Annotated in this window: 23 protein-coding genes; 4 read left to right on the top strand and 19 right to left on the bottom strand. The window is 68.8% G+C overall.

Annotation, left to right across the window (positions count from 1 at the left end; genetic code table 11):
- Positions 1-204 precede the first annotated feature (204 nt).
- From G6N54_RS01235 to G6N54_RS01170, 14 genes are all read right to left on the bottom strand, one after another.
- Positions 205-495 (bottom strand): YggT family protein, encoded by a 291-nt coding sequence (locus tag G6N54_RS01235; protein ID WP_163788216.1) that lies wholly within the window; start codon positions 493-495, stop codon positions 205-207.
- Positions 496-650: 155 nt separating this feature from the next.
- Positions 651-1,292, bottom strand: coding sequence for a cell division protein SepF (locus G6N54_RS01230; RefSeq protein ID WP_085220446.1), 642 nt, complete (start codon positions 1,290-1,292; stop codon positions 651-653).
- Positions 1,293-1,360: 68 nt separating this feature from the next.
- Positions 1,361-2,149 carry a YggS family pyridoxal phosphate-dependent enzyme gene (locus tag G6N54_RS01225; protein WP_232073707.1) on the bottom strand — a complete coding sequence of 263 codons (789 nt, stop codon included), beginning with the start codon at positions 2,147-2,149 and terminating at the stop codon, positions 1,361-1,363.
- A 17-nt stretch (positions 2,150-2,166) separates the two neighbouring features.
- Complete coding sequence (pgeF, locus tag G6N54_RS01220) at positions 2,167-2,874, bottom strand: peptidoglycan editing factor PgeF (protein WP_179969143.1); 708 nt, start codon at positions 2,872-2,874, stop codon at positions 2,167-2,169.
- A 71-nt stretch (positions 2,875-2,945) separates the two neighbouring features.
- Positions 2,946-4,106, bottom strand: coding sequence for a cell division protein FtsZ (gene ftsZ, locus G6N54_RS01215; RefSeq protein WP_163794388.1), 1,161 nt, complete (start codon positions 4,104-4,106; stop codon positions 2,946-2,948).
- A 223-nt stretch (positions 4,107-4,329) separates the two neighbouring features.
- Positions 4,330-5,325 carry a cell division protein FtsQ/DivIB gene (locus G6N54_RS01210; protein WP_163788209.1) on the bottom strand — a complete coding sequence of 332 codons (996 nt, stop codon included), beginning with the start codon at positions 5,323-5,325 and terminating at the stop codon, positions 4,330-4,332.
- A complete protein-coding gene (murC, locus tag G6N54_RS01205; protein ID WP_163788207.1) occupies positions 5,322-6,815 on the bottom strand; it encodes a UDP-N-acetylmuramate--L-alanine ligase in 1,494 nt (497 codons plus the stop codon). Before murC ends, G6N54_RS01210 begins: the two co-directional genes overlap by 4 nt.
- Positions 6,812-8,053, bottom strand: a complete 1,242-nt coding sequence (gene murG, locus G6N54_RS01200; protein WP_163788206.1) for an undecaprenyldiphospho-muramoylpentapeptide beta-N-acetylglucosaminyltransferase — start codon at positions 8,051-8,053, stop codon at positions 6,812-6,814. The genes murC and murG overlap by 4 nt, the downstream gene beginning before the upstream one ends.
- Positions 8,050-9,813, bottom strand: coding sequence for a putative lipid II flippase FtsW (ftsW, locus tag G6N54_RS01195; protein WP_372513272.1), 1,764 nt, complete (start codon positions 9,811-9,813; stop codon positions 8,050-8,052). Before ftsW ends, murG begins: the two co-directional genes overlap by 4 nt.
- Positions 9,814-9,819: 6 nt before the next feature.
- The gene (gene murD / locus G6N54_RS01190) at positions 9,820-11,268 is read right to left on the bottom strand and encodes a UDP-N-acetylmuramoyl-L-alanine--D-glutamate ligase (protein ID WP_163788204.1); all 1,449 of its coding nucleotides are present in this window, start codon (positions 11,266-11,268) and stop codon (positions 9,820-9,822) included.
- A gap of 1 nt (position 11,269) precedes the next feature.
- A complete protein-coding gene (gene mraY / locus G6N54_RS01185) occupies positions 11,270-12,349 on the bottom strand; it encodes a phospho-N-acetylmuramoyl-pentapeptide-transferase (RefSeq protein ID WP_163788202.1) in 1,080 nt (359 codons plus the stop codon).
- Complete coding sequence (locus tag G6N54_RS01180) at positions 12,346-13,890, bottom strand: UDP-N-acetylmuramoyl-tripeptide--D-alanyl-D-alanine ligase (protein WP_163788200.1); 1,545 nt, start codon at positions 13,888-13,890, stop codon at positions 12,346-12,348. The genes mraY and G6N54_RS01180 overlap by 4 nt, the downstream gene beginning before the upstream one ends.
- Positions 13,887-15,461, bottom strand: a complete 1,575-nt coding sequence (locus tag G6N54_RS01175; RefSeq protein WP_163788198.1) for a UDP-N-acetylmuramoyl-L-alanyl-D-glutamate--2,6-diaminopimelate ligase — start codon at positions 15,459-15,461, stop codon at positions 13,887-13,889. Before G6N54_RS01175 ends, G6N54_RS01180 begins: the two co-directional genes overlap by 4 nt.
- Before the next feature lie 60 nt (positions 15,462-15,521).
- Entirely contained in the window at positions 15,522-16,136 is a 615-nt protein-coding gene (locus tag G6N54_RS01170; RefSeq protein ID WP_179969142.1) for a TetR/AcrR family transcriptional regulator, read from the bottom strand.
- A 71-nt stretch (positions 16,137-16,207) separates the two neighbouring features.
- On the opposite strand from G6N54_RS01170, the gene G6N54_RS30065 reads away from it, so the two are divergent.
- The 4 genes from G6N54_RS30065 (at position 16,208) to G6N54_RS01155 (ending at position 18,588) form a co-directional block, all read left to right on the top strand.
- Complete coding sequence (locus tag G6N54_RS30065) at positions 16,208-16,903, top strand: FAD-dependent monooxygenase (RefSeq protein WP_232073203.1); 696 nt, start codon at positions 16,208-16,210, stop codon at positions 16,901-16,903.
- A gap of 114 nt (positions 16,904-17,017) precedes the next feature.
- Entirely contained in the window at positions 17,018-17,323 is a 306-nt protein-coding gene (locus tag G6N54_RS30060) for an FAD-dependent monooxygenase (protein ID WP_232073201.1), read from the top strand.
- 74 nt (positions 17,324-17,397) lie between these two features.
- Positions 17,398-17,763, top strand: a complete 366-nt coding sequence (locus G6N54_RS01160) for a nuclear transport factor 2 family protein (protein ID WP_163788196.1) — start codon at positions 17,398-17,400, stop codon at positions 17,761-17,763.
- 6 nt (positions 17,764-17,769) lie between these two features.
- Complete coding sequence (locus G6N54_RS01155; protein ID WP_163788194.1) at positions 17,770-18,588, top strand: MerR family transcriptional regulator; 819 nt, start codon at positions 17,770-17,772, stop codon at positions 18,586-18,588.
- Here G6N54_RS01155 and G6N54_RS01150 read toward each other — a convergent pair.
- The 5 genes from G6N54_RS01150 to mraZ form a co-directional block, all read right to left on the bottom strand.
- Positions 18,569-19,294: a sulfite exporter TauE/SafE family protein gene (locus G6N54_RS01150; RefSeq protein WP_163788192.1), complete on the bottom strand. Its 726-nt coding sequence runs from the start codon at positions 19,292-19,294 to the stop codon at positions 18,569-18,571. The two genes, G6N54_RS01155 and G6N54_RS01150, sit on opposite strands and share 20 nt — an antisense overlap.
- 170 nt (positions 19,295-19,464) lie before the next feature.
- On the bottom strand, positions 19,465-21,504 hold the full coding sequence (locus G6N54_RS01145; protein ID WP_163788190.1) for a peptidoglycan D,D-transpeptidase FtsI family protein: 2,040 nt from the start codon (positions 21,502-21,504) through the stop codon (positions 19,465-19,467).
- The gene (locus tag G6N54_RS01140) at positions 21,501-22,796 is read right to left on the bottom strand and encodes a hypothetical protein (protein WP_163788189.1); all 1,296 of its coding nucleotides are present in this window, start codon (positions 22,794-22,796) and stop codon (positions 21,501-21,503) included. Before G6N54_RS01140 ends, G6N54_RS01145 begins: the two co-directional genes overlap by 4 nt.
- A complete protein-coding gene (gene rsmH / locus G6N54_RS01135) occupies positions 22,793-23,983 on the bottom strand; it encodes a 16S rRNA (cytosine(1402)-N(4))-methyltransferase RsmH (protein WP_163788188.1) in 1,191 nt (396 codons plus the stop codon). Before rsmH ends, G6N54_RS01140 begins: the two co-directional genes overlap by 4 nt.
- The gene (gene mraZ, locus G6N54_RS01130; RefSeq protein WP_163788186.1) at positions 23,958-24,389 is read right to left on the bottom strand and encodes a division/cell wall cluster transcriptional repressor MraZ; all 432 of its coding nucleotides are present in this window, start codon (positions 24,387-24,389) and stop codon (positions 23,958-23,960) included. The genes rsmH and mraZ overlap by 26 nt, the downstream gene beginning before the upstream one ends.
- Positions 24,390-24,615: the final 226 nt, after the last annotated feature.

The following is a 24,615-nucleotide window of genomic DNA, read 5'->3' as shown; positions in this document are numbered from 1 at the left end:
GAACGGAGTGGCAGCGGTTGTGCAACTGCCGCCCATCCTGTCACACCAGACCCGGCGGTTGCCGATTAGCCCAATAAATAAGAACCAATTTCAAACACTAAGAGTCATAAAATCTCAATCCTTAGAATTTGCAAATCGCGCGCATCAAACCGAGGCCGATCCGTGGCCAAACCGTCGCTTAGAGCCCGCGGCACATAACACGGCTCACGCCGCGGCGCCGAAAGCAAGCTGCATGCCGATGAACGCGACCAACAGAAGCACCATGATCGAGAGGTCGAAGCGGACCGCCCCGATGGTGAGTTGCGGGATCAGCCGGCGCAGCAGCTTCACCGGCGGATCGGTGATCGACATGATGATCTCCAGGATCACGACGGTGATGCCGGTGGGATGCCAGTCACGGCTGAACGACCGGATGAACTCGACGACGACCCGAGCGATGAGTAGCAGCCAAAAGACAAACAGCGCAAACCCAAGGATCTGAAAGAACAGCACCAACGAGAGCCCGACCTTACCGATGAGATGTCAATCCCCGCGCGACAGCGTGGCAACCGCAAGAGTACCGACTCGCCGTTGAGCGGACACCTCAGATGGGCCGCATCGGCAGACGAGCGCCCAACACCTGACCCCGCGCCCAGGCGGGGCGGATGGGGTTATTGGTAAGCGTAGAAACCGGTTTCGGCGATCCGGCGGCGCTCCTCCGGCGAGACGTCGACGTCGGCGGGCGACAGCAGGAACACCTTGGTCGCCACCTTGTCGAACGAGCCACGCAGGGCGAACGCCAGCCCGGCCGCGAAGTCGACGAGCCGCTTGGCGTCGGCGTTGTCCATCGACACCAGGTCCATGATCACCGGGGTCCCGTCGCGGAACCGCTCGCCGATGGTGCGGGCCTCGCTGTAGTCCTTGGGCCGCAGCGTCGTGATCTTCGACAGCGGGTGGCCCTCTTCGAACATCATCGCCATCCGGCGCGGGTCCATGGCCAGCGCGCCGCGGGTCGAACCGCTGCGCAGCCACGACCCCAGACGCGGACGGCCCATGTCGGGTCGGTCGAACTCGCGGCCGCGGAACGGCGGCGGCTCGTCGGCGTAACCGCCGCGGTAACCGGGAGGCGCGTAGTCACCGGGCTCGCCACGTGGGTCGTCGTAGTCGGGGCCGTCATAACCGCGGCCGTAGCCCTCGTCGAAGCGAGCACGAGGGAAACCGCGCGACGGCGCACGGTCGTCGTAGTACTCGTCTTCGTAGTCGTCCATTGGGGCCATACCGAAATAGGCCTTGACCTTGTGCAGTGTGCTCATTGCGTACGACCCCTTCTAGCCCCTGGGATTTCTGTTGTCTGTGATGAAGGCGTGACTAAAGTGACTATTCACGGTGACGGTAGCCTCCGCGGGCCCATTAGCGCGGTACCGACACGCACACACGTCGAACCGTGTTTCACGGCGATTTCGAAATCGTTGGACATCCCGGCGGACAAACCGAGCGCATTCGGGTGCGCCTCGAGCACCCGCAGGTGTTCGGATCGCAGCCGCTCAAAGGCCGCGTCGGGGTCGGCATCCAGCGGCGGAATGCCCATCAGTCCCATCAGGACCAGGCCCGGCGACTGTTCGACCTGCGCGCAGACCTCGTCGACAGTCCCCGGCGCCGCGATGTCGATGCCGCCGCGCGAGACGTCGCCGTCCAGGCTGACCTGAACGTAGACGCGCAGTGGATCCTGGCGTCCACCCTCGGCCAACGTCGCCGTTACCGCCCGTTCCAGCGCCGTTACCAGTTGCGAGCTGTCGACCGAATGGGCGGTGTGCGCCCAGCGGGCCAGCGCACGAGCCTTCTTGCGCTGAATCTGTCCCACCATGTGCCAGTGCAACTCTCGCGAATCCTGATGCGGCCCGGAAGCCGCCGAAGACCCTGCCAAGCGAGTGAGTTCCGCCACCTTTGCCGCCGCTTCTTGTTCGCGGGATTCGCCCACCGACCGACAACCCAATCGAGACAAAATCGCGACATCGGTAGCCGGAAAGAATTTGGTAATTGGGAGTAGTTCAATTTCGCTGACATTGCGACCCGCGGCTTCCGCGGCCGCCGCTAGTCGCGAACGCATTGCCGCCAACGCATGAGTCAATTCAGTTTCGCGGCCGCCCTGACTCGATCCCAAGTCCGACATTCCAACCGCCATCGAGGTCACTCCATCCAGACCAGTGACGCCAGCCGCCCGGTCGGCGCGTCGCGACGATGACTGAACAGGGCGGGGTCCTCGACCGTGCAGCGCGGATCGATGTCGATCGAGATAACGCCCAAATCCTTTAGCTGGCAAGCGATTCCGGCTCGAAGGTCGAGTCCGGGCGTTCCCTTCGCCGTGGTGACGCGACTGCCGGGCAGCGCAGCTTCGACCTCGTCGGCCATCGCCGCGGGTACTTCGTAGTTGCGTCCGCTGACCGCCGGACCAAACAGCGCCGAGATGTCCTCGGCCCGCGCGCCCAGTTTCAGCATCGTCTCGACCGTGCGAGCCACCACTGCACGCTGCGCGCCGACGCGCCCGGCGTGGATCGCCGCGGCCACCCCGGCGCGCGCGTCGGCCAGCAGCACCGGCACGCAGTCGGCCGTCACCACCGCCAGCGCCAGCCGGGCCGTGCGCGTCACCAAGGCGTCGGTGTCGTCGAACGCGGCACCCCGCGGCTTGTCGACAACCTCGACCCGATCGCCGTGCACCTGGTTCATCCACACCACCCGGTGTGCTCCCAGGCCGATCGCGCGAGCCAGCCGGTCACGATTGGCGGCCACCGCCGCGGGGTCGTCACCGACATGGTCGCCGAGATTGAAGGTGTCGAAGGGCGGCTTCGAGACGCCGCCCGCGCGGGTGGTCGTCACTCGTCGAATGCGAACGCTCACAGGACCAGTATCCGGAGATTTCGTTGCCCGCCGGCCGTCCCCGTCGGGTGGCCGGGTGCGCATGGCCGTTCTCAGCGGCGCATGAAGGGCGGCACATCGACGTCGTCGTCATCGCCACCAATACTCAGCGTCGCGCCGTTGGTGTGCACCGGCACGCTGACGGCGTCGACCGGTTCGAACAGCGTCGAGGTGAGCTTGCCCGCCTTCGCCGACTCGATCCGGTGTGCACCGCCGGCCTTCTCCCCCTTGTCGGCGCCGGCGCCGACCACGGGTTTGCGTCCCGGCCCGGCCGCGTCGAAGCCCGCCGCGATGACGGTGACGCGCACCTCGTCGCCCAGCGAGTCGTCGATCACGGTCCCGAAGATGATGTTGGCGTCCTGATGGGCGGCGTCCTGCACCAGCGAAGCGGCCTCGTTGATCTCGAACAGGCCCAGGTCGCTGCCGCCGGCGATCGACATCAGCACGCCCTGGGCGCCTTCCATCGATGCTTCCAGCAGCGGCGAGTTGATCGCGATCTCGGCGGCCTTGAGCGAACGACCTTCTCCGCGTGCGGATCCGATGCCCATCAGCGCGGTGCCGGCGCCGGACATGATGCCCTTGACGTCGGCGAAGTCCACATTGATCAGACCCGGCGTGGTGATCAGGTCGGTGATGCCCTGGACGCCGTTGAGCAGCACCTCGTCGGCGCTGCGGAACGCGTCCATCAGCGATACCGCGGCATCACCCATCTGCAGCAGCCGGTCGTTGGGAATCACGATCAGGGTGTCACAGCTCTCGCGCAGCGAGTTGATGCCGTTTTCGGCCTGGTTGCTGCGTCGTTTGCCCTCGAACGAAAACGGCCGGGTGACGACGCCGACTGTCAACGCGCCCAGCTTGCGCGCGATGCTGGCGACGACGGGTGCCCCGCCGGTTCCGGTTCCGCCGCCTTCACCGGCGGTGACGAACACCATGTCGGCACCGCGCAGCAGCTCTTCGATCTCGTCCTTGGCGTCCTCGGCGGCCTTGCGCCCGACTTCGGGGTCGGCGCCGGCGCCCAATCCGCGGGTGGAGTCGCGGCCCACGTCGAGCTTGACGTCGGCGTCGCTCATCAGCAGTGCCTGCGCATCGGTGTTGATCGCGATGAACTCGACGCCCTTGAGGCCCTGTTCGATCATCCGGTTGACGGCGTTGACGCCGCCGCCACCGATACCCACAACCTTGATGACGGCCAGGTAGTTATGCGGGGGGGTCATCATCTCGTCTTCCTCCCTGGTGGGGATTCGGTTCTTACGGGTACAGTGGCGGCTCCCCCTGGCAAACTCTCAACCTCAACCATAGAGTTAGAGTTATGTCAAGTACTTCCGCGCAACCAGAACGGTATGGGTACTACGCGCACTAACCCCGCAGGCGCGCCGACGCGCCGCGCGCAATTTTTGGTCATTTTTTTCACGTTTGGCGTGCCCGGAGGGCAGTTCGCTACTTGACGGTCGGCAAATCCGGGCTGGACACGTCGTAGGTCTTACCCGGCTGTGTGAGCAGGGCGGCGAGCTTTTCGGCCTTCTCATCGGTGCGGTCGGTGGTGCCCCAGATGACCACGCGCCCGTCGCCGAGCGTGAGGGTGATCGAGGCCAGCGACGGTGCCGCGATCCGGCCCACCTGGCCCGCGACCTCGGGGCGCAGCGCCAACAGCACCTGCAGCGCGGCCTTGGTCGTCGGGTCGTTCGGCCCGGGGTTGGCGACGTCGATATACGGCAACGCCGGCGGCGGCGGGCCGGTGGCGAAGTCCACGCCGTCGCGGTCGAACAGGTGCGGGCCGTCGGGAAAGTCCTTCACTACCACCGGAACTCGCTCGAAGATCGTGATCCGCAGCGCCGACGGGTACTGGCGCTGCACCCGGGCGCTGGCCACCCGGCGGATCGCCGCCACCCGGTCGGCGACCTGGTTGGTGTTGATCTGCAGCAGCGGTGTGCCGACTCGCACCTGCGCCGCGTCGAGGACCTCTTCGCGGGTCACCGCGCCGGTGCCGGTGACCACGATGTTGCGCGCCGACATCACTGGGGTGAAGTAGAGGATCAGCGCCAGTCCGACCCCGACGATCACCAACATCACCGTCGCGAGCAACATCTTCAAGCCCCGGACGACGCCACGCGCGGGCTTTTTCGGGCCGTCGGGCCCGCTACCGATGCGCCCGCTGGCCCGGCGCTTGGCCTCGCGGCGGGCTTGCTCGATCGCGGTCGCGCGTTCCTGCGCGGCGCGGCGCTCGGCCCGTTCGCGGCGGGCCCGGCGGCGTGGCCCCTCGAATTCGGCTTGCTCGTCCTCGGGTTGAGCGCGTCGCGGTTCGTCGACGGGGATCGGTTCGGTGATCGCGTTCTCGGCCGACTCGGCAGGGGCGACGGTTGGGCCTGTTTCGCCGGGCTCGGCGGCCGAATCGGCGACCAGGTCGGTGGGTGTGGTGTCGTTGGGCTCGGTCATCGCAACACTCCCGGCGCACCGGGCGCGCCGCGGTTGGCCCGCATCCGCAGCGCGGTCATGATCTCGGGGCCCAGCAGCGTCACGTCGCCCGCGCCCATCGTCACGATCACGTCCCCGGGACCTGCGGCGGCGGCGACCTGCTCGGCGACCCCGGAAAAGTTCGGCAGGTAGCGTGCCGGCACACTGACGTGCTCGACGACGCTGGCACCGCTGACACCGGCCAGCGGCTGTTCCCGGGCGCCGTACACGTCGAGGACGAAAACCTCGTCGGCGGAATCCAGCGCGCGACCGAACTCCGCCGCGAAAGCCTTTGTCCGCGAATATAAATGGGGCTGAAACACCACCAGCGAGCGACCCCCGCCGCCCTGCTCGACGACCGTGCGGACCGCGGCCAGCGTGGCGCTGATCTCGGTCGGATGGTGGGCGTAGTCGTCGAACACCCGCACCGATCCCACCGTGCCGACCAGCTCGAAGCGGCGGCGCACGCCCTCGAAACCGGCCAGCCCGTCGAGCACCTCGTCGGTCGGGGCGCCGACCTCGATCGCGGCCAGCAACGCCCCGAGCGCGTTGAGCGCCATGTGCCGTCCGGGCACCGACAGCCGCATCGCCCGCACCGGCCCGTCACCCAGCCGAATGTGAGCGACCGCGCCGGTGCCCTGTTGCTCCCAGGACAGCAGCGTGGCGGCCTGGGGGTACCTCCCGCTTGCGGGGGCCTCCCGGCCGGGCTCGCCCGGCGGGCCGGAGCCGTAGCGCAGCACCCGGATGCCCAGCTCGCTGCTGCGCCGGGCCAGCGCCGCCGACCCCGGATCGTCGGTGCAGACCACCAGCGCCCCGCCCGGGGTCAGCCGTTCGACGAACGAGTCGAAGACCGCGACGTAGGCGTCGGCGCTGCCGTAGAAATCGAGGTGATCGATCTCGATATTGGTGACCACCGCGACGTCGGGTGTGTACTCGAGCAGCGAGCCGTCGCTTTCGTCGGCCTCGGCGACGAAACAGTCGCCGCTGCCGTGGTGGGCGTTGGTGCCGGCCTCGCCGAGGTCCCCGCCCACCGCGAAGGACGGGTCGCGCCCGCAGTGCTGCAGCCCCACGATCAGCATCGACGTCGTGGTGGTCTTGCCGTGGGTGCCGGTGACCATCAGCGTGGTGCGCCCGGCGATCAGCTTGGCCAGCACCGTCGGCCGCAACAGCACCGGAATGCCGCGGCGGCGGGCCTCGACCAGCTCGGGGTTGGTCTTCGGGATCGCGGCGTGGGTGGTGATGACCGCGGTGGGGCCGCCGGGCAGCAGGTCCAGCGACGACGGATCGTGCCCGATGTTGATCAGCGCGCCGCGAGCCCGCAGCGCGTCCACACCGCGGGACTCCTTGGCGTCGGACCCCGATACCTGCGCGCCCCGGTCCAGCAGGATGCGGGCGATGCCCGACATGCCGGCTCCCCCGATGCCCACCATGTGCACCCGGTGCAGCTCGGGCGGCAACTGGTCGGCGGTCACGGCGTCTTCCCGCCCCTCCGGCCGGACAGCGGCCCGCTGTCGCGTGCTTGTCGGGCGATGTCCAGGGCCGCCTCGGCGACCTGGAGCGCGGCGTCCCGATGCCCCACCCGGGCGGCGGCCGCGGTCATCGTCGCCAGCCGCGGCGGGTCGGTGAGCAGCCCGGCCACCTCGCGGGCCACGACGTCCGGCGTCAGGGCGGCGTCCGGGACGACCATGCCACCGCCGGCGTTGACGACCGGCAGCGCGTTGAGCCGCTGCTCGCCGTTGCCGATCGGGAGCGGAACGTAGATGGCCGGCAGGCCGACGGCCGACACCTCGGCGACCGTCATCGCCCCGGACCGGCAGATCGCCAGGTCGGCGGCCGCGTAGGCCAGGTCCATCCGATCGAGGTACGGCACTGCCCGGTACGGCGGATCGCCGGCTTCCGGTTCGCGCAGCTCAAGGGTGTTCTTGGGCCCATGCGCGTGCAGGACGGACACGCCCGCTGCGGCCAGGTCGGCGGCGGCGGCCGAGACCGCGCGGTTGAGCGAGACCGCGCCCTGCGAACCGCCGAACACCAGCAACACCCGCGCGTCCTCGGCGAACCCGAAGTGTGCCCGCGCCCGTGCGCGCAGTGCCGCGCGGTCCAGCGTGGTGATGGCCGCCCGGACCGGCACCCCGACCACCTCGGCGTGCCGCAGCCCGGAATCCGGCACCGCTGACAGCACCCGGTCCGCGGACCGGGCACCGACCCGATTGGCCAGCCCAGCGCGGGCGTTGGCCTCGTGGATCAGCACCGGGACGCGACGCCGGATCCCGGGAATGCCGCGGGCGGCCAGGTAGGCCGGCAGGGCCACGTAGCCCCCGAATCCGACGACCACGTCCGCGTCGACGGAGTCGAGCACCGCGCGGGTCTCGCGCACGGCGCGCCACACCCGCGGTGGCAGCCGGGCCAGGTCACCGCCGGGTTTGCGGGGCAGCGGCACCGGGGTGATCAGCTCGAGGTGGTAGCCGCGCGCGGGCACCAGCCTGGTCTCGAGTCCGCGCGCGGTACCCAGCGCGGTGATCCTGACCTGCGGATCCAGCGCGCGCAGGGCGTCGGCGACGGCCATCGCGGGCTCCACATGGCCGGCGGTGCCGCCGCCGGCCAACACGACCGACAAGCCGGCCTTGACCGATGGCCGGGCCGATGATGCGGTACCGGCGGGCGAGGGACTAACCCCCTGCCCGCCGGCCGGCTCCTTGATCGTGTGGTTCACCCGTAACGCTGACCTTCCAATGCGCGAGCGCGCCGTGTTTGACGCTGACCGGCTCCCTGTCTCGGGTAGCGCTGATCAGAACCATGATGCCTTGAGCGGGTTTTCGCGCGGGCGGCTGTCCGCGGGAAAACCGGCCGCAGCGGCGGCTCGGGCTGGCGCGCGGCCTTGCGGGCGGGTGGCTCGGCTTTGCGGGCGGGGGCCTTGCGGCCGCGTGCCGGGGCGGGCGGCCGCGACGGTCGCTGCGGCGCGCGCTTGCGATCGCGAAACGACTCAAGGCGGGTCGGCGAGTACGGCTCGGGCAGCGGCAGCCGCAGCAGCCGATTCATCTTGTCGTCGCGCCCGGCGCGCAGCGCGGCCACCGCCTCCGGCTCATGGCGTGCCGCGTTGCACATGATGCCGATCATGAAAAGCGTTGCGGCCGTCGATGTTCCACCTGCGGATATCAGCGGCAGCTGCAGGCCGGTCACCGGCAGCACGCCGATCACGTAGCCGATGTTGATGAAGGCCTGCCCGAGGATCCACATCGTCGTGGTGGCGGTCAGCAGCCGCAGAAACGGGTCGGCCGAGCGGCGCGCGATCCGCATCCCGGTGTAGGCGAACAGCCCGAACAGCGCCAGCAGCCCGAACGCGCCGATGAACCCGAGCTCCTCGCCGATGATCGCGAAGATGAAGTCGTTGTGCGCGTTGGGCAGGTAGTTCCACTTGGCGGTGCCCTGACCGAGGCCGTCGCCGAAGATACCGCCGTGGGCCAGCGCGAATTTCGCCTGACGGGCCTGGTAGCCGGTGTCCTGCGGGTCGTTTTCGGGGTTGATCCAGGAGCGCACCCGGTCCGACCGGTAACCGGCCGACATCGCCAGCACCGCGCCGGCCATGAACACCGCGAGCAGGGACGTCCCGAAGACCCGCAGCGGCAATCCGGCGTACCACAGCAGGGCCAGCAGGATGATGCCCATCGACACGGTCTGCCCGAGGTCGGGCTGGGCCACGATCAGCCCCAGCGCGATGACGGCCGCCGGAACCAGCGGGATCAGCATGTCGCGCAGCGAGGCCCGATCCAGGCGCCGCGACGCCAGCAGGTGTGCACCCCAGATGGCGAACGCGATCTTGGCCAGCTCAGAGGGCTGCATCGAGAAGCCCGCGACGACGAACCACTTCCGCGAGCCGTTGGCGAGATTTCCGATGCCGGGAACGAGCACCAGCACCAGCAGGACGATCGTGACGACGTAGGCCGGGAAGGCCACCCGCCGGATGAACCGCACCGGCAGCCGCATCGAGACATAGGCCCCGAACACCCCGATGACCGTCCACAACACCTGCTTGCCGAAGATCACCCACGCCGACCCGTCGTCGCCGTAGGACCGCACGCCCGAGGCCGACAGCACCATGGTCAGCCCCAGCGTGGTCAGCAACCCGGCGATCGCGACGATCAGGTGAAACGACGTCATCGGCCGGTTCAGCCAGGCGCCGAACCGGGCGCGCGGGCTGTGCTGCGGATCCTTGAGCTGGACTTTTGCCGCCTGGGCCGGCTGGGCCGTGGTCGCCTCGTCCGGCTCGGGGACGTCGGAGATTTCGGTGCGCTCGGCGCTCTCGGGCGCCTCGGTGGCCTCGGTTGCCTCCATCGCGTCGGTGGGCGCCTCGCCGTCGGCCGTGGCATCTTCCAAGGTCGTGGCATCTTCCAAGACGGAATCCGCCGTCACCGCCGGCGGGGCCTCGATCTTCTTGTTGCCCCGGCGAAGGCGCCGGGTCAGCGCGCTACCCACACCCGCCTACCGCAGCGCCGCGCGCACGGCGGCCGCGAATGCGTCACCACGGTCGGCGTAGCTGCTGAACTGGTCAAACGAGGCCCCGGCCGGTGCCAGCAACACCGTATCGCCCGACTTGGCCAAATCACGGGCCGCCGCCACAGCTGCGGTCATCACACGAGCGCCGAGACTATCCCCCACACTGTCAACTTTTGTCACTTTAGTATCAGCAGTCGCATGCATACCAGCATCCTCGCCTGTCACAACCTGGACGACGGGGACATCGGGCGCGTGTCGCGATAACGCCTCGGCAACCTCTTGGCGGTCTCGGCCGATCAGTACCGCGCCGACCAGCCGGGATGCGATTCTGGCGACCTCCGCGTCCAGCGATGCGCCCTTGAGCAAACCGCCGGCCACCCACACCACCCGCGGGTAGGCCAGCACCGACGCCTCGGCGGCGTGCGGGTTGGTCGCCTTCGAATCGTCGACGTAGGTGATTCCGTCGGCCACCGCGACGACCTCGCTGCGATGCCGGCCCGGCTGAAACGTCGAGATGGCCTCGGCGATCGCCTCGGCCGGCACGTCGACGCTGCGGGCCAGCGCCGCCGCGGCCAGGGTGTCGAGCACGCCCACCGGGCCCGGCACCGGGATGGACGCGGCCGGTAGCAGGGCCAGGTCGTCGGCAAACGCGCGGTCGACCAGCTGACCGTCGCGCACGCCAAGTTCCCCCACGGCCGGCTCGCCCAGCCGGAAACCCGCCCGCACCGGCGCTGCCGCGGTGCTCAACAGTGCGGCGGCGCGGCCGTCGTCCAGCCCGACGACCGCGACCCGGCCGCTCAGGACCCGGGCCTTGGCCGCGGTGTACTCGGCCATCGACGCGTGCCAGTCCAGGTGGTCCTCGGCGATGTTGAGCACCACACCCGCCTCGGGCCGCAGCGACGGCGCCCAGAACAGTTGGAAACTCGACAGTTCCACGGCCAGCAGGTCGGCCGGCTGGTCCAGGACGTCGAGTACCGGGTCGCCGATGTTGCCGCACAGCAGGCTGCGCAGGCCGCCGGCGATCAACATGGCATGCAGCATCGACGTCGTCGTGGTCTTGCCATTGGTCCCGGTCACAACCAGCCAGCGGCGCGGCGTCCCATAACTCCCCGCGGCGTCGAGGCGCCAGGCCAGCTCGACGTCACCCCAGATCGGCACGCCCGCCGCCGCGGCGGCGGCCAGTACCGGCGCCGACGGCTGGAATCCCGGGCTGGTGACCACCAGCGCATACTCGGCAATCTGCTCGATTGCCGTCGCGGGATCGACTGTCGGAACGCCATTTTCGGCGTATGGGCTCAGCATGGCCGGGTCGTCGTCGCACAGTGTGGCCACGGCACCGAACCGGGTCAGCGCACCCAGGATGGCCCGGCCGGTCACCCGGGCGCCGGCGATCAGGACGGGCGCACCCGCCACCAGAGGTTCGAGCCCGGGCATGTCACGCGCCGACCGTGGCGAGCCATTCACCGTAGAACAGGGCCACACCCAGACCGCAGGCGATCGCGGTGAGCAGCCAGAAGCGGATGATCACTGTCGTTTCGGCCCAGCCGCTCAACTCGAAATGGTGATGGAAGGGCGCCATCCGGAACACCCGGCGCCCGGTGGTCCGGAAGGCCAGGATCTGCAGCACCACCGAGACGACCTCGGCGACGAACAGCGAGCCCAGCACCACCGCGAGTAGCTCGGTGCGGCTGGTCACGGACAGTCCCGCGATGATGCCGCCCAGCGCCAGCGAGCCGGTGTCGCCCATGAAGATCTTGGCGGGTGCGGCGTTCCACCACAGAAAGCCGATGCACGCGCCCGCGGTCGCGGCGGCGACCAGGGCCAGGTCCAGCGGGTCGCGCACGTTGTAGCAGCCCAGGCCCGGCGCGGTGGCGCACGCGTTGCGGTACTGCCAGAAGGTGATCAACACGTAGGCACCCGTGACCATCGCCATGCAGCCCGCGGCCAGCCCGTCGAGGCCGTCGGTGAAGTTGACCGCGTTGGACCAGGAGCTGACGACGAGCACGCAGAACAGCACGAACAGCCCGGGAGCCAGTGTGACGGTGGCGATTTCGCGCACATAGGACAAATCCGCGCTGGCCGGCGTCAAGTTGTTGCCGTTGTGGAACTGCAAGACCAGCACCCCGAACAGCACCGCTGCCAGGATCTGCCCGACGGTCTTGGCCGTCTTGTTCAGCCCCAGGTTGCGCGACCTGCGAATCTTGATCAGGTCGTCGAGGAAGCCGACGCCACCCAGCATGGTGGCCAGACCCAGCACCAGCAGACCCGACGCGGAGACGCCCTCGCCGTCGAACGCCAGCCCGGCCAGGTGGGTGCCCAGGTAGCCGGCCCAGATGCCCGCCACGATCGCGACACCGCCCATCGACGGGGTGCCGCGTTTGGTGTGGTGGCTGGGCGGGCCGTCCTCGCGGATCTGGTGGCCGAAACCCTGCTTGGTGAACAGCCGGATCAGCGCCGGGGTGAGCAGAATCGACACGGTCAGGGCGATCGCGACGGCGACCAGGATCTGCCTCACGGGCGGTCCCCGCCCGCCGAGTCATCCGCGGCCAGCGCCTCGGCCAGGGCGCCGAGTCCGGCAGCGTTGGACGCCTTCACCAGGACCACGTCGCCGGGTCGCAGCTCGGCCCGCAACAACTCGAGGGCGGCGTCGCCGTCGGCCACCTGCACGGCCCCTCTATCTCCAGAGTCACCCCACGAGCCCCATGCCCCTTCGAGGACCGCAGCGTGGTGCATGGCGGTTACCGACCTCCCCATTCCCACGACAACGAGTCGAGACACATCTAAGCGCACCGCCAGCCGACCGATGGCATCGTGCTCGGTTATCGCGTCCTCGCCGAGCTCGCCCATCTCCCCCAGCACCGCCCAGCTGCGCCTCTGGTTCTGTCCGCCGCGGGCGATCTGGGCCAATGCCTGCAGTCCGGCCCGCATCGAATCGGGGTTGGCGTTGTAGGCGTCGTCGATGACGGTGACCCCGTCGGCGCGGTTGGTCACCTGCATCCGGTGCCGCGACACCGGGCCGGCGGCGGCCAGCGCCGCGGCGATCTGCTCGATACTGGCGCCACACTGCAGGGCGACCGCGCTGGCACACAACGCATTGCTGACCTGGTGTTCGCCGTACACGCCGAGGCGTACCTCGGCTTCGAGAGCGCCTCGCGCGTCCATCGCGTGCAGGGTAAATCGCGGCCTGGCCAATTCGTCCAACGACACGCCCTCCGCCCAGACGTCGCTGGGTCCCGAGTCGGTCTCGCTGGAGCGGCTGACCCGCACCACCCAGCCCGAGCTGAGATGCGCCATAGCCGCCACCGACGGGTCGTCGACATTGAGGATGACCACACCGGACGCTGGAACTGCTTGCGGCAGTTCGGATTTGGTGCGTGCGATGGCCTCGCGCGAGCCGAACTCGCCGAGGTGCGCGGTGCCCACGTTGAGCACCACGCCGATCGAGGGCGGGGCGATGCGCGCCAGCGCGGCGATGTTGCCGGGATGGCGCGCCGACATCTCCAAGACCAGGTAGTCGGTGTGCCGCGTCGCGCGCAGCACCGTCCAGGGATGACCGAGCTCGTTGTTGAACGATCCCGGCGGGGCCACCACCTCGCCCAGCGGTTCGAGCAGCGCGGCGACCAGGTCTTTGGTCGACGTCTTCCCCGACGAGCCGGTGATCCCGATGATGGTCAGCCCGCCGACGACCAGCTCCTCGGCTACCGCCTTGGCCAGTTTGGCCAGCGCTGCCAGCACCGCCGCGCCCGAGCCGTCGGGGTCGTGCTCGAGCACCCCGGCGCGGCTGTCCCCCGGTTCGGGGGCGACGACGATGGCGGGGACGCCGACCGGCCTCGCGGCCAGCACCGCCACCGCACCCGCCTCGATCGCGGCCGCCGCATGGTCGTGTCCGTCGGCGCGCGCACCCGGCAAGGCCAGGAACAGCCCGCCGGGACCGACGGCCCGGGAGTCGAATTCGACGGTGCCGGTGACGTGCCGTTCGGCGGCGTCCTGCGGGGAGATGTCGGCGAGGGTGCCGCCGACGATCTCGGCGATCTGCGCGATGGTCAGGTCGATCATGCGCGGTCCTCCAACGCCTGCGCGAGTTCGACGCGGTCGTCAAACGGGCGAACGACATCGCCGGTGCGCTGCCCGGTTTCGTGACCCTTACCGGCGATCAGCACCACGTCGCCGGGGCCGGCCCAGCCGACCGCGTGCCGGATCGCCTCGCGCCGGTCGCCGATCTCGACCACTTCCGCTTTTGCGGCGACTTCGGTTGCGCCGGTGAGGATTTCGCTGCGGATCGCCGCGGGGTCCTCGCCGCGGGGATTGTCGTCGGTGACGACGACCAAGTCGGCCAGCTCGGCGGCGACGGCGCCCATCGGCGCGCGCTTGCCCGGGTCGCGATCGCCACCGGCGCCGAATACCACCGCAAGCCGACGGCCCGGCCGCAGCAGGGTGGTCAACACCGCGCGCAGCGCGCCCGGCTTGTGGGCGTAGTCGACGAGGGCCAGGAAATCCTGGCCACGGTCGATTTCTTCCAACCGCCCCGGCACCCGGGTGTTCAGCAGCCCCGCCGACGCCCGCTCCGGGGATACCCCGACGGCATCGAGAATCGCCAGCGCCACAAGGCAATTCGCAATATTGTAAGCACCCGTCAAGCGGATGCCGATCCGGTGTCGACCCCCGGCGGGGTCCACGGCGGTGAACTCCTGCCCCCCTGCCCCGATCGGTGTCACGTCCGTCGCGCGCCAATCGGCGTCGTGTCCCTCGGCGCTGACCGTGATCGGGTCGGCGGCCCGGCCGGCCATCGCGCGCCCGGCCTCGTCGTCGACGCACACCACGGCGCGGCGGGCGTGCAACGGCGAAGCCGGGTCGAACAGCAGCGCTTTGGCGTCGAAGTAGTCGGCCATGGTGGGGTGAAAGTCGAGGTGGTCGCGGGACAGGTTGGTGAAACCGCCTACCGCGAAACGGGTTCCATCGACCCGCCCCAGCGTCAGCGCGTGGCTGGAGACCTCCATGACGACGGCGTCCACCCCGCGCTCGGCCATCGCGGCCAGCATCGCCTGCAGCGCGGGGGCTTCCGGAGTGGTCAGCGCGCTGGGGATGTCGGCGCCGTCGATGCGGATGCCGATGGTGCCGATCAGGCCCGCGGTGTGGCCGCCGGCACGCAGCCCCGACTCGACCAGATAGGTGGTGGTGGTCTTGCCGGAGGTGCCGGTGATGCCGACGACCGTCATCCGGTCGGACGGGTTTCCGTACACGGTGGCCGCCAGCCCGCCGAGCACGCTGCGCGGCGCGGGGTGCACCAGGGTCGGCACGGCGGAGATGCCCATTTCGCCGACGCCCGCGGCGTCGGTGAGCACCGCGACGGCGCCACGTCCGATCGCGTCCCCGGCATAGCGGGCGCCATGGGTGGTCGAGCCGGGCAGCCCGGCGAACAGGTCGCCGGGCAGCACATCCTGAGCCCGCAACGTCACGCCGGTGATCGGCAGGTCCGGCACAGCGCCGCCGTCGGCCGACACCGCGCACACTTGAGCCGCCAGCGCGGGCAGTCGCACGCCCACGCCCCTGCCGGGGCGCAGCTCATCCGACACCTGCACTCCGCACCCACCTTCCCCGGACACCGCGCGATCGTCATGATCAGCCATAACACCCTACCGAGACACCCGCGGCGCCGATGTTCTCCCGCGCTGCACGGGCGGGTTACATCACGGCGGCGATGCGGGCGTCTGCGCGCCCACCAGCGGCAGAAAGATGGTGTCGACGATCTCTTCGATGGCTTCGTCGTGCAGTGGTTGCAGCGTCGTCAAGATCTCGTGCCGCCACAGGTCCGCAGGCAGCCGGGCAATGCGTTCGGTCACGCGTTCGCGATCGATCTCGCCGCGATCGACGGCGCGCTGGATCGCCTGCTCCATGGCGGTGTCCCGACCGCCCCGGACGAAGGCGCTGAGGTCGGCCAGGCTGGTACCGGTTTCGCGGTAGAGGCTGCCGAGCTGCATGAAAACCTGCACCGCCAACCCGATCCTGACCTTGTTGGCCTGTTGCAGCAGCCCGACGACGTCGCCACGCAGACTGCCGGTGTCGGGGGCTACCACCACGTCCTTGCCTGCCACGTAGGCCAAGGTGGCGACCACCAGCTCCTGCTTGCTGGACCAACGCCGGTACAGCACCGCGCGACTGGTCCCGGCCCGCGCGGCGGCGCCGTCGACGGTGAAGGCGTCGTAACCTCGCTCGGTCAGCTCCTCCCACGCGGAATCCAGCAGCGCCTCTTCCAGGGCGCGCCCCCGCCGCCGCTGCGGCCCGCCGCGTGATTTAAGAGACATTGCGTTTCCTAACGGTCGGACCTATCTTCCTAGGATACAGACCATATCTTAAACTGGAAGGAATCCGTTCGATGCGCATTCTCGTTTCCGGCGCCGGAGTTGCCGGCCTCAGCGCGGCGATCGACCTTGGGGCCGACGGCCACGACGTCACCGTCGTCGAGCGCGCAGACCATCTGCGGGTCAACGGATCCCCCATCGACATTCGCGGCGACTCGATCTCCGTCGCCGACAAGATGGGCGTGCTGGTCGAGATCCGCGAGCGCCGGATCGACATGACCGAACGGGTGCAATTCGTCGATCGCGACGGGACCGTGGTGGCCGAATTGCCCGAGGACATCGGTGATTCCTCCGACGATATCGAGATCCCTCGCGAAGATCTCACCAAGATCCTGCACAACCATCTGGGCCCCTCGGTGCAGTTGCGGTTCCGCGAATCCGTCAGCGCGATCGACGATGGCGATCGTGGCGTCGACGTCCGCTTCACCTCGGGTGCGGTCGATCGCTACGACCTGGTGGTGGGCGCCGACGGGATGCACTCGACGGTGCGGCGGCTCACCTTCGGGCCCGAGCAGCGGTTTCTTCACCACCTCGGCTTCTACGTCGCACTCGCAGACCTGCCGGATTACTCCGCGAGCGGGCGAACCAACCCGATGTACAGCTTCCCGGGGCATCTGGCCGGCATCGCCGCCTACCACGATAAAGCGTTGGCGGTCTTGATCTTTCGCTCGCCGTGGATCGACTACGACTATCACGACCTCGCGGCATAGAAGCGAATACTCAACGACGCGTTCGCCGGTCACACCGAATGGCGGGTCCGGGAGCTGGTCGACGCGGCGGTTGCGGACCCCGAGCTCTACTTCGATTCGGTAAGCCAGATTCATATGCCCACGTGGCGCCATGGCCGTGTCGTCCTGGTCGGCGACGCCGCGCACTGCGCCTCGCCCCTTTCCGGCCGCGGCACCGCGCTGGCATTGACCGGTGCTTGGTTCCTCGCCCAAGCCCTGCGCGAGAACCCCGCCGACCTGACAAGGGCGCTCGAGCAATACGAACACGACCAGCGGCCCCACGCCGTCCGCTCCCAGGCGACCGCGGCGCCCGGTGGCGACCGGCTGGTCCCGGCCAGCCAAGAGGAGATCGACGCGCGCAATCGAGGCTTGCGCGCGTCGGGATCGAGCGAGCGGGCTTGACCCTCCCCTGGGGGGAGGGCAGACGGTTGTCGCTGTGACTCATTCGAAGTCGACAAACGATCCAGGAGGGAAACATGACCGCACAGCCAGCACTCGACCCGGTGATCGCCTCGCACATCGCCGCGATCAACAGCTTCGACGTGGACGCCATTGTGGAAACCTTCGCCGATAACGCCCTCGTCAATGACGATTCGCGGGAATTTTGGGGAGCCGAGCGCATCCGGGCTTTCGTGACCAAAGAGTTGACCGGCGCCCACGTCACGGTCGAACCCGTGGAGGTGGTCGACAACGCCGGCATGTGGTGCGTGCGGTGCCGCTACGACGGCGACTACGACAAGACGGGGCTGCCCGACCCGCTGATCATGACCAACTACATCAGGGTCCACGACGCCAAGATCGCTACGTTGTTCATCGTGAATAACCGCACACCCCAGTACTGAGCGATCATGACCGCAACCGTCAGCGTCGGACGCTTCGCCACGATGACCCACCTGAGTGTCAAGACGCTCCGGCACTACCACCAGGTGGGACTCCTCGAACCGGCCGAGGTCGACCCCGACACCGGTTATCGGTACTACGCCCTCGAGCAACTTCCGACCGCCCAGCTGATTCGCCGGCTTCGTGATCTGCGTATGCCCGTCGCCGATGTCCGCGCCGTCATCGCCGCGGGCGGCACCGGCGAGCGCGACTCCCTGATCGCCGCTCACATCGATCGGCTCGAGACCGAGCTCGTCAAAACGCAGGCCGCCGTGCACTCGCTGCGTACCCTGCTCGACAGCGCGCCCGGCCACGATCCGGTACGTCGGCGGACCGAATCAAGTTATCCGGCGATGGCTATCACCACCAACATCCACGACCCAGCGGATATCGAAAACTGGTGGCGTGATGCGCTTTACGAATTACGCGCCGCAGCCGACCAGACCGGCGTGCGGGTCACCGGGCCGGCCGGCGGCCTGTACGACGAATGCCTGTTTCAGCACGAACCCGGCGAAGCCGTCGTTTACCTCCCCGTCACCACGCCACGCCACCTGGGCAGGATCAAACCGCTGGTGGTCCCCGCCGCGGAGGTGGCGGTGACCACGCATCACGGATCCCACGACGACATCGACCTCGCCTATGCGCAGTTGGGTTCGTACATCGCCGAGCACGAACTCACCGTCGGCTGGCAACTACGCAAGTACTACCACCGAGATCACAGCCACACCACCAACTCCACCGAATGGCAGACCGAGATCGCCTGGCCGATCATCGACACGCCGCAATGAGCATCCCTGCGGCGGCCACCAGTAGAACGACGTCGATCACCCGGGCGTAGGTGTGTGAACGAATCCGGCGCACGAGCGTGCGCACCAGATACGGGCCGACCATCAGAGCCGTTCCGATGGCCAGCCCCCGAACCACCACCGTCCCGGTGAGCGCGCCCATCTGCCCGAACGTGGCCATCTTGCCCAGGTAGAGCACCAGTGCGCTGGCCGCTTCGCATCCGAGGAAGGCGCCGCCGCTCAGGCCGTACCCGGTGAACACCGGAAGACTGAGCGGCCCGGTCGACAGGATCAGCCCGGTGAGAAAGCCCACGATCGCGCCCGCGACAGCCAGCTGCCACAGCCGCACGCGCCACTGCCGGGCCGCCACGATGCGGCGCAACGGCACCATGGCCAGGAAGAAGGCGCCCAGCGCAGCGTCGACGACGGTCTGCGAAATGGTCAGCAGCGTGTGCGCACCCAGCACGGCCGCGGGAGTGCCCGGCACGGCGTAGACGAGCACGGGACGCCATTGAATGTGACGCCACCAGGCCGCGACGCGGCCGACGTTGGCCATCACCGCCGCAATACCCATGACGGGCACCGTAATTCGTGGTCCATACATCGTCACCAGGATCGGCAACAGCACCAGCGAGGAGCCGGTGCCCACCAGACCGCCGAGGGCACCGGCAGCCAACGCGACGAGAAACAGGACGGTCAAAGCGAGCATCACGGACCTTCTCGACGACGCGCGGCGCGCCGCCGCAGATCCTCCAGGCTTTTGTCCGTTCAGATGACCGCACCTCGTCGGGAGCTGCGGTGGCGTCGCTCGGACCAGTCACGCTTTCACGCCGGAACCCTAGACGCTGTCGAGTCCGACGGTAGCACCGCCGGTGGCGCTCAGGTGGCCTGCAGAGTCAACGGCGGGCCGGGGTCGGGCGACAGCGGGACGTTCTCACGCTGCATCAGCCAGCCGGCGATGTTGTGGAACAGCGGGGCAGCCGAGTGTCCGGGCGTACCGTCCGCGTTCCGCTCCGGGTTGTCCATCATGATTCCGATCACGTAGCGCGGATTGTCGACGGTGGCCATCCCGGCAAAGGTGATCCAGTAGACGTTGTCGAAGTAGCAGCCGCAGCCCGGGTTGATCTGCTGAGCGGTGCCGGTCTTGCCGGCCATCTGGTAGCCGGGCACCGCGGCCGCCGGGCCGGTGCCCTGCTGGTATCCCATCGGGTCGTGTTGCACGACGGCCCGCAACATCTGGCGAACGGTCTGCGCGGTCTGCGCCGACACCACCCGAACGCCTTCCGGGCGCGCCTCTTCGGTGCGGGTTCCATCGGAAGCGATGGTGGCCTTGATGATTCGCGGCGGTATCCGCACCCCGTCATTCGCGATCGTCTGGTACATGTCCGTCATCTGCAGCAGGGTCATCGAAAGACCTTGACCGATAGGCAGGTTGGAGAACGTGCTGCCCGACCACTGGTCGATCGGCGGCACCAGCCCGGCGCTCTCACCGGGCAGCCCGACGTTGGTGCGCTGCCCCAGCCCGAATTTGCGGACCATGTCGTAAAAGCGTTCCGGCCCAACGCGTTGGGCCAGCATCAGGGTTCCGACATTGGACGACTTCCCGAACACCCCGGTGGTGGTGTAGGGCATCACACCGTGGTCCCACGCGTCGTGGATGGTGACACCACCCATGTTGATGGAGCCCGGGACCTGAAGCACCTCGTCGGGGTTGCTCAGGCCGTACTCGATGACCGAGGACGCCGTGACGATCTTGTTCACCGAGCTCGGCTCGAACGGCGAGGACACCGACAGGTTGCCCAGCTGCCGGTCGCCCTGACGTCCGATATCCTGCGACGGGTCGAAAGTGTTGTCGTTGGCCATCGCCAGCACGTCACCGGTCTTGGCATCCAGCACGACGGCCGAAACATTGTGCGCCCCAGACATATTCTTCGCCTGCTGGACCTGTTGCTGCACGTAGAACTGGATGTCGTCGTCGAGGGTGAGCTGGACGGTCGAACCGTTGACCGCCTTGTGCCGGTTGCGGTAGCTACCCGGAATGACGACGCCGTCCGAGCCGCGGTCGTAGGTGACCGAGCCGTCGGTTCCCGACAACACGGAGTCCATGCTGTCCTCGAGTCCGAGCAAGCCATGACCGTCCCAGTCGATACCGCCGACGATGTTGGCCGCCAGCGAGCCGCCCGGATATTGGCGCAGATCTTGGCGCTCGGAGCCGACCTCGGGGTACTTGTCGGAGATCGCGCTGGCGACGGCCGGGTCGACGGCACGCGCCAAATAGGCGAAATTGTCGTCGGTTTGCAGCTTCTTCAATACGGTCGCGTAGTCCGGCTTGTTGTTGAGCCGGCTGGAAACCTCTTTGGCGATATCCCGGAGCCGGCCCTGCGGATCGGGGGCGGCCGGGTTCTTCTTCTTGGCCTCTTCCAACTGCTGGCGGACCTTCTTCGGCTGAAACGTCAGGGCACGCGACTCGATGGTGAACGCCAGCTGCTGGTTGTTGCGGTCAACGATGCTGCCGCGGATGGCTTTTGAGACGTCGGTGACCTTGAGCTGGCCGGCGGCCTGGGCCCGCAGTTTCGGCGCGTTGGTCACCTGCAGGACGAACAGCTGGGCGGCCGCCACCACCGTCAGCGCCAAGATGACCAGATTGCCGGCGCGATGCCGGAAGACAAACGACGCGCCGCGGTTGCCCGACGGGACGACTTGCCGGGTGCGCCGCTGGCGGGCCGAATGGCCGAGCGCGGCCTCGTCGGACTTCTTGGCCTTGCGGAATCCCTTTGATTCCTGCTCATCTCGGCCCTTTTGGGCCTTCTCCGGCTTCCGGGTGCGGCTAGGCTGACGGACGTCCCTGACTCCCTGCGGTTTACCCGGGCCGCGCGTCGGTCGCGACCGCCGTGTCCGGCCGTCGTCGCCGGCACTCACCGGGCGGGCCCAGGTAACGCAGCGCCGGGCGGCGCGAACGGCGCGCCATTACTGGGTGCGAACGCGGGAGCAGCGACCTGCGGCCCCGGCAGTCCGGGCACCACCGGGACACCGGCTTGCGGAGCCCGACCAGCCTGCACCGGCACCGAGACCTCCGCGGGCAACGGCGCGGGCTGCCGTACCGAAAGAGGCAGTCCGCCAACCGGTATCGGCACTTCGGCGGGCACCGGAGCGGCCGCGGGGCCACCCGGCGCGGGCAACCCGGGCATCGGCAGGCCCGGCGTGGGCAGCCCTTGACCCGGCAGCGCCTGTGCCGGAAGTCCTTGGGTCGGCAGTCCTTGCGCCGGCAACCCCGGCGTCGGCAGCATACCCGGGAATTGCCCGGTAACCGGGCCACCTGGCACGCCCGGCGCGCCGGGCACCAGGGGTGCGGCCGGCGGCAGATGCTGGCCGCCCAGCGTCGTCGAGCCATCCGGCGCGCGCAGCAGCGCTTCAGGCCCACCGGCCCGGCCGGGCACCAGAACAGCACCGGGATCCGGTTGCACGCGCACCGGAACCTCCGGCGGCGCCGCCGCCGGCTTGGGGGCCGGCTGCGCGCCTTCGTCGGGCAGCTTGGTGTTCAGTGGCGGCGGCGGAACGCCGTCGGCGGGCTTGGGCGTGCCGACCACCACCCAGCTTCCGGACGGATCCTGGACCAGGTGAGCGGTGTCGCGCGTCGGAATCATGCCCTGCTTGCGGGCCGCCTCGGCCAGCGCCGGCGCGGCCTCCGCCTCGCGCACGTCGCGTTCCAGCGCCTCCTTCTGCTGCTGCAACAATCGCGTCTGCTCGCGAGCGTGGCTCAATTTGTAGGACCGTTCGGCGGAATCGGTGGACAGCCACAGCGTGAGCCCCAGCCCGAGGCCGAGCGCACCGATGATCAGCACGACGAACGGAACCTTGGCCAGCAGGGTCTGCGGCCGCAGGTCGATCGACGACAGCCGGATCGCCAGCCGCTCGGTCAAGCGAGGCCGAATAACCTTGGGCGCCTTGGCCTTACGCGCCTTGGCGCGCGCCCTGGCCTGGCCGCCGCTCTTGGCCCGAGACGTCCGCTCGACCGGCCGGGCAACGGGGCTGGTTTGCGGACCGGATTTGGACGCCCGCGCCTCGCGCCCGGTCGTCGTAGCCTGCGCCGGCCGGGTGCGCCGCGCCGTCGAGTCCGCCGCGTTGCGCCTGGTCTTACGGGCGGCAACGTCACGCCCGCCGCGACGGTCGCCGCGGCGTTTCGGCGTCTCGCGCTTGGCCTTGGCTTTCATGAGTCGCCCTTCTTGGTCACCCGCTGTTGTGGTTGTCCCTCGTGTTCCAGCCGTTGCAGGGCCCGTAGTCGCACGGCGGTGCTGCGAGGGTTACGTTCGATGTCGTCGGCGTCGGCGCGCTCGGCACCGCGGGTCAGCGACCGGAATCGCGGGCCGCGGCCGGGCAGCTCGAACGGGAGATCCACCGGCGTGCGGGAGGCGACCGCGTCGGCGAACTCGCGCTTGACGATCCGGTCTTCCAGCGACTGATAGGCCATCACCACGATGCGCCCGGCGACGGCCAGGGCGTCCAATGCGGCCGGAATGGCGCGGCTCAGCGTGTCCAGCTCGTCGTTGACCGCGATCCGCAGCGCCTGGAAGGTGCGCTTGGCCGGATGCCCGCCGGTGCGCCGGGCCGCGGCCGGAATCGCCTGGTACAGCAGCTCGACCAGCTCGGCGGTCGAGGTGAACGGCGCGCGGGCGCGCCGGCGGACGATATGGGCGGCGATCCGGCGGGCGAAGCGCTCCTCGCCGTAGCGGTGCAGGATGCTCGCCAGCTCGGCTTCGTCGTAGGTGTTGACGATGTCGGCCGCGGTCAGCGGCGACGACGGGTCCATCCGCATGTCCAGCGGGGCGTCCTGTGCATACGCGAAGCCCCGCTCGGCGCGATCGAGCTGCATCGACGAGACACCCAGGTCGAACAACACCCCGTCGATCGATTCGGTTGCGGCGTAACCGGATTCGGCCAGCGCCTCGACGATGCCGTCATACCGCTTGTGCACCAAGGTGATTCGGTCGGCGAACGGCGCCAGCCGGGAGCCGGCGATGTCCAGGGCGCTCGGATCACGGTCGAGCCCGACCAGCCGCAGGCCCGGAAGTTCGGTCAAGAATCGTTCCGCATGCCCGCCCGCACCGAGGGTGGCATCAACGAGCACCGCACCGGATCCGTCGGACCGGTGGCGGGTCAGCGCCGGTTTGAGCAATTCGACGCAGCGGTCCAGTAGCACGGGCACATGCCCGAAGTCGCTGTCCGCCACCGCAACACCTCCCCGGGTCTGGAGAAACACGTCAGCCTTGAGGAAGGCCCCTGCACCGAGGTCCCTGTCCGAAGCTACGAACCTGGCGTTGGGGAAGTACGCCAGGGTCGGTTCGGGCAGAGGCCACGATGCACGGGCATGCGCCTCAGATGATGTCGCCGAGTGCTTCATCGCTGGCCGCGGAGAAGTTCTCTTCGTGCTCTTGCTGGTAGTCCTGCCAGGCCTGGGCATCCCAGATTTCCAGGTAGTCGACCGCACCGATCACCACGCAGTCCTTGGATAGGTTCGCGTAACGACGATGGTCGGCCGACAAGGTGATGCGCCCCTGGGCGTCTGGGTGCTGTTCATCGGTGCCGGCGGCCAGGTTGCGCAGGAACGCCCTGGCTTCCGGGTTGCTGCGAGAGGTCTTGCTGGCCCGGCGGGCCAGTTCCTCGAATTCCGCCCGCGGGTAGACGGCGAGGCTGTGGTCTTGGCTCTTGGTGACCATCAACCCCCCTGCCAGCGCGTCGCGGAATTTGGCGGGCAACGTCAGTCGCCCTTTGTCGTCGAGCTTGGGCGTGTAGGTGCCGAGAAACACCTGCTCACCTCCTGTCGAGGCCGGCTCCCGGCTCGCCCAAACACTTCAGCCACCATACCCCACAGTCCCCCACTTTGCCCCATAAAAGAGGTGTCGCCGGGGTGTTTCGCGAATGATTTGCCACCACACCCCGCTCTGCGGCAGCAAACGGTCGTCGCGGGCCTCGCGGGCGAGATCAGGAAACCGCATTTCAGGACCCCAAGTCGGCCGGTGGGGGGAAGTGGGG

The sequence above is a fragment of the Mycobacterium stomatepiae genome (assembly GCF_010731715.1).
GTDB lineage: Bacteria > Actinomycetota > Actinomycetes > Mycobacteriales > Mycobacteriaceae > Mycobacterium > Mycobacterium stomatepiae.
This window is presented reverse-complemented; position numbering and strand designations above follow the sequence as displayed.

Bases quoted from the DNA above. Each gene is read 5' to 3' on its own strand.
- G6N54_RS01210 (WP_163788209.1), bottom strand. From the start codon at position 5,325: ATGACCGAGCCCAACGACACCACACCCACCGACCTGGTCGCCGATTCG.
- G6N54_RS01180 (WP_163788200.1), bottom strand. From the start codon at position 13,890: ATGATCGACCTGACCATCGCGCAGATCGCCGAGATCGTCGGCGGCACC.
- murD (WP_163788204.1), bottom strand. From the start codon at position 11,268: ATGCCCGGGCTCGAACCTCTGGTGGCGGGTGCGCCCGTCCTGATCGCC.
- G6N54_RS30060 (WP_232073201.1), top strand. From the start codon at position 17,018: ATGCCCACGTGGCGCCATGGCCGTGTCGTCCTGGTCGGCGACGCCGCG.
- G6N54_RS01225 (WP_232073707.1), bottom strand. From the start codon at position 2,149: ATGTCGGACTTGGGATCGAGTCAGGGCGGCCGCGAAACTGAATTGACT.
- G6N54_RS30065 (WP_232073203.1), top strand. From the start codon at position 16,208: ATGCGCATTCTCGTTTCCGGCGCCGGAGTTGCCGGCCTCAGCGCGGCG.
- rsmH (WP_163788188.1), bottom strand. From the start codon at position 23,983: ATGAAGCACTCGGCGACATCATCTGAGGCGCATGCCCGTGCATCGTGG.
- ftsZ (WP_163794388.1), bottom strand. From the start codon at position 4,106: ATGACCCCCCCGCATAACTACCTGGCCGTCATCAAGGTTGTGGGTATC.
- G6N54_RS01150 (WP_163788192.1), bottom strand. From the start codon at position 19,294: ATGCTCGCTTTGACCGTCCTGTTTCTCGTCGCGTTGGCTGCCGGTGCC.
- G6N54_RS01170 (WP_179969142.1), bottom strand. From the start codon at position 16,136: ATGTCTCTTAAATCACGCGGCGGGCCGCAGCGGCGGCGGGGGCGCGCC.
- G6N54_RS01230 (WP_085220446.1), bottom strand. From the start codon at position 1,292: ATGAGCACACTGCACAAGGTCAAGGCCTATTTCGGTATGGCCCCAATG.
- G6N54_RS01160 (WP_163788196.1), top strand. From the start codon at position 17,398: ATGACCGCACAGCCAGCACTCGACCCGGTGATCGCCTCGCACATCGCC.
- G6N54_RS01175 (WP_163788198.1), bottom strand. From the start codon at position 15,461: ATGGCTGATCATGACGATCGCGCGGTGTCCGGGGAAGGTGGGTGCGGA.
- G6N54_RS01140 (WP_163788189.1), bottom strand. From the start codon at position 22,796: ATGAAAGCCAAGGCCAAGCGCGAGACGCCGAAACGCCGCGGCGACCGT.
- G6N54_RS01155 (WP_163788194.1), top strand. From the start codon at position 17,770: ATGACCGCAACCGTCAGCGTCGGACGCTTCGCCACGATGACCCACCTG.